The following is a 3,836-nucleotide window of genomic DNA, read 5'->3' as shown; positions in this document are numbered from 1 at the left end:
AGTCCCCCTTCAGATCCCCCTCTTCCCTTTTAGATCCCCCTTCCGTCCCCCTTTTGATCCCCCTCCCGTCCCCCTTCAAAAGGGGGAAGCCAAAGGATGCTTCGCTTCTGTTTCATGGGGGAGACCAGCGGATGCTTCGCTTTTAGTTTCATGGGGGAAGCCAGAGGATGCTTCGCTTTTTTTGCACGGGGGATTTAGGGGGATCGACAATGTACCGCATAGCAGAGCAAACTGCTGTATGCTGTCCGGCAAATCACCCATGATAAAAACTTCTGCCCCTCACCCCATCTCCTCCTTACTTTTCACGGGATTTGGAAAACCTCTCTCCAAACCTCTATCCGAACCTCTCCCTAGCCCTCTCCTACAAGGAGAGGGAAGCGGAATATATTTTTTTATTTGGAGAGGCTTTGAATTCTCCCCCATCTGTCGATTTTTCTAAATGGCGTGAAAAGTCAGATCTCCCCCTCACCTCCTCACCATAATTATGGGTATTCAACCGGACATGATATTATTAATTTGTCTGGTAATTTTTTTGATAATTAGCAAAGTGTAAGTATTCAACCAAACGTTATATGACAAATGGATAACCTATGTCCTACAGCCAGTTTACCCTTGCTCAAGCCGTAGCCGACTTTAATCTCGTCTTGGTTGAGGTTCCGCAATTTCTGCCAGAAGTTGCTCCGGTTACACCGTCACCCACATTAACGGAATTCCTAGAAACGAGTCTGCCTTTAACAGCCACAGGGAGTGAAAAGGCGCGATCTGAGGGCATTATTTACCCAATTCTCTGGGAAGTCAAACGCATTTTATCTTCTCAAGTTAGCTTGTTTTCAGGAGAAGAGTTTGATGTCGATCCCACTGTGGGTTTAAATGGGATCTGTGATTTTATTTTGTCTCGTTCAGTTGAGCAACTGTTTATTCAAGCCCCAGTGGTAATATTAACGAAAGCGAAGAAAGCAGATATTCGCACGGGATTAGGTCAATGTGTGGCGGAAATGGTAGCGGCGCAACGGTTTAATGCGGCGGCGGAACGAGCAATTACAACCTTGTATGGCTGTGTAACCAGTGGTACGCAGTGGCGGTTTCTGAAGCTGGAGGGACAAACGGTAACGATTGCGCTAACCGATTACCCGTTACCTCCAGTTGATCAGATTCTGGGATTTCTAATTTGGATGGTGAGGGAAGGTTAATTGTAGGGGCGGGTTTAGCCGTTTACTGAACGGGTATATCCACAACTGATCAACAAAACCCGCCCTCTTGTCGTTTCGATTTGAACCAAATAACCAATAACGAATGACAAATGACGAATGACATAAGACAAATTATGCCGTCTTGAAAAAGCGGATAATTTCGCGAACGTGATCCAGGAATTGACTGTCTGTGGTTAATTGGGCGATCGCTTGTTGGGCTTCCCGGGCTAAACGCCTGTGTTCAGCCTCATTCTGGGCTTCGAGTTGATCAAAAGAAGCGCGGAGTCGGGCGACATCTTTGCGCGTTTCTTCCCAGTTACGGTTCTGCATCGCCACCCAAGACTGCTGATTTTTGGGATCGAGTTGGGGTAGGATCTGGTTAATATTTTGTTCTAAATTCGTGATGCGATCGCGCAATTGGTACACATCCTCACGCGGATACTTAAACTCCCGGCGAATCATCGCTAAACGGGCGGCTAAATATTCATAGAGTCGAATAGCTGGGCGTAAGGCGGTTAACAACAATGCTGCACCCGAACTAATGTAACCCACTGCACTAATTCCCGTAGCCGCTAGCGTGTAAAGCCCAATCGCAGATAGAATATGTAAGGCTATCGCTACCCAGAGCGATCGCGTTGCCACAACTTGAGCATAATTAACCTGTTTGGCGTCAATCTGCATCCCCTTTTCCGCCGATTGCGCCGCATCTGCCAAAACAGATTTGGCTTCAAAGTGGACATTCCAGGGAACTGTCACAACCACCAACAGCCACCAAAAGCTGGCAACTCCAATCACCCAATCCAGAAAATGTCCAGCGCTGATATGCAACCATTGCAGGATGCCAAATATCAGTAGGGTAATGATTCCCAATGCGCCACTCCATCCGATAAAGTTAAATAACATACCTGTGACCTGTAAGTGTGAAACGTTTTCCCCGATCATGGGTAAGGGTTCCAGGGACAGGGGTTGAGCTTGTGATACTTTCTTTTGTTTCACAGGGGTACACCTGATCCGGTTGATTGTTACGAGATATTAAATACACGCTAAGTACCGAGGAATCTGGGAAACTTTTATACACGAGAGTGATCACAGACTTTGTACAGAGGAAAGTTGTTGAAGAACTACACAATTAAAGGATTGAAGCGGACAAGATGAGAAAGCGTGCATTTTTTACACAAGTAGCCACCCTAGCCACGATCGCCCTATCTAGCGTCATCGCCAATAAATCCGTGGCGGCGACATTTGAACAAATTCCAGTTGAGCAAAATAAATTTATTGCGGTGGCTGCACCTTTTGGCGAGAGTTCCCATCAACTGCTAATTATCGAACAAAAAAGCAATGCGCGGCAGTGTTGGAGTGAAAGTGGGAGTAATCCGGTTATCGTTGATCCCTTATTATTGAACTTTGACTTTAGTGGAATTTGCGGACGTAGTACGGATAGTAATGGCTATTCCATCCGCATGGCGGGTGAAGATTTGGGCTTAGATTATTTACTCAGAATCGTTGAACGCGATGGTGAATTGGTACTGATAGGAACAAATATCCGCGATCGCAGCGCCCCAGAGGTTATAGTGGGTAGAACCCAAGGGTTAGCGAATGGGTTTGTCAAGATAGTCTTAGAACCCGGTTGGGACTTTGCCCGACGTTCCTATCAAGGTAGACCATTGGGTCATATTTATCTGGCAAATAGTCAACCCTTAAGCAGTATTGGTACAGGTGGCGGTTCTGGTACAGGTTCTAACCCAGGCACAGGTTCCGGTACGGGGTCTAATACAGGTGCTAACCCAGGCACAGGTTCAGGAACTGGCAATCCAACAGTAACCTTTCCCGATGTTGCCAATGACATTTATGCCAATGAAATTCAGCAAGCCGTGGCAATGGGATTTATTGCTGGATTCCGAGAAGATAACACATTTAGACCCCAAGCGGCGTTAACTCGTGAACAATTGGTTTCGATTATTTTTGAAGCACTGAATCAACTTCCCAACGCTGATTTAGAACTTCCGGAGCAAGTTACCTTTGCCCCTTATCCTGATGTTAATCCCTCCCGATGGAGCGCCGCAAAAATTCAATGGGCGCGGGATAATAATATCATCAGTGGCTATGCGGATGGACGATTTCGACCCACACAACCTGTAACTCGTGCTGAACTGATGGCAATGGAACGACGGGCGGCGGAGTTTGCCTTAACCCTTCAAGGTCAACAACCGACGCTTACAGCGAATCAGTCTGCTTTAGAGTTTAGCGATATTCAGGGTCATTGGGCAGATGCGCTAATTACCCAAATGTCTGCCTATTGTCGAGTGGCGTCTCCGTTGAATGAAAGGGGAAGTGTTTTTTCTCCCAATAGCCAAGCCCAACGGAATTATGCGGCGGCGGCGACGGTGCGAATGCTTAATTGTGTGAAATGATTTGTCATTCGTCATTCGTCATTTGTCATTGGTCATTTGTCTTATGTGTAAAACCATGTCCGATTATTTACCGTCACATTTGACATCCCCCATCAATTCTATCGATACAGCAGTTTGCTCTGCTATGCGGTACATTGTCGATCCCCCTAAATCCCCGTGCCAAAAAAGCGAAGCATCCTTTGGCTTCCCCCATGAAACTAAAAGCGAAGCATCCGCTGGTCTCCCCCATGAAACA

At 46.7% G+C, this 3,836-nt stretch carries 3 protein-coding genes; 2 read left to right on the top strand and 1 reads right to left on the bottom strand.

Going from position 1 to position 3,836, the window contains the following annotated elements; genetic code table 11:
- Positions 1 to 590: 590 nt before the first annotated feature.
- On the top strand, positions 591 to 1,190 hold the full coding sequence (locus tag ACLFWI_RS28165) for a hypothetical protein (protein WP_446415681.1): 600 nt from the start codon (positions 591 to 593) through the stop codon (positions 1,188 to 1,190).
- A 132-nt stretch (positions 1,191 to 1,322) separates the two neighbouring features.
- Here ACLFWI_RS28165 and ACLFWI_RS28160 read toward each other — a convergent pair whose 3' ends face one another.
- Positions 1,323 to 2,093, bottom strand: a complete 771-nt coding sequence (locus ACLFWI_RS28160; RefSeq protein ID WP_446410962.1) for a hypothetical protein — start codon at positions 2,091 to 2,093, stop codon at positions 1,323 to 1,325.
- Positions 2,094 to 2,341: 248 nt separating this feature from the next.
- Between ACLFWI_RS28160 and ACLFWI_RS28155 the strand changes: the two genes are divergently transcribed.
- Positions 2,342 to 3,601, top strand: coding sequence for a DUF3747 domain-containing protein (locus ACLFWI_RS28155; RefSeq protein WP_446415680.1), 1,260 nt, complete (start codon positions 2,342 to 2,344; stop codon positions 3,599 to 3,601).
- The last annotated feature ends 235 nt before the right edge of the window (positions 3,602 to 3,836 follow it).

This window comes from Coleofasciculus sp., assembly GCF_046539235.1.
Taxonomy (GTDB): Bacteria; Cyanobacteriota; Cyanobacteriia; order Cyanobacteriales; family Coleofasciculaceae; genus Coleofasciculus.
The sequence above is the reverse complement of the archived record's forward strand: the minus strand, read 5'-3'. Positions and strand labels throughout refer to the sequence as shown.

What these genes read in the sequence shown, in the direction of transcription:
- ACLFWI_RS28165 (WP_446415681.1), top strand. Translation starts at nt 591, where the DNA reads ATGTCCTACAGCCAGTTTACCCTTGCTCAAGCCGTAGCCGACTTTAAT.
- ACLFWI_RS28160 (WP_446410962.1), bottom strand. Translation starts at nt 2,093, where the DNA reads ATGTTATTTAACTTTATCGGATGGAGTGGCGCATTGGGAATCATTACC.
- ACLFWI_RS28155 (WP_446415680.1), top strand. Translation starts at nt 2,342, where the DNA reads ATGAGAAAGCGTGCATTTTTTACACAAGTAGCCACCCTAGCCACGATC.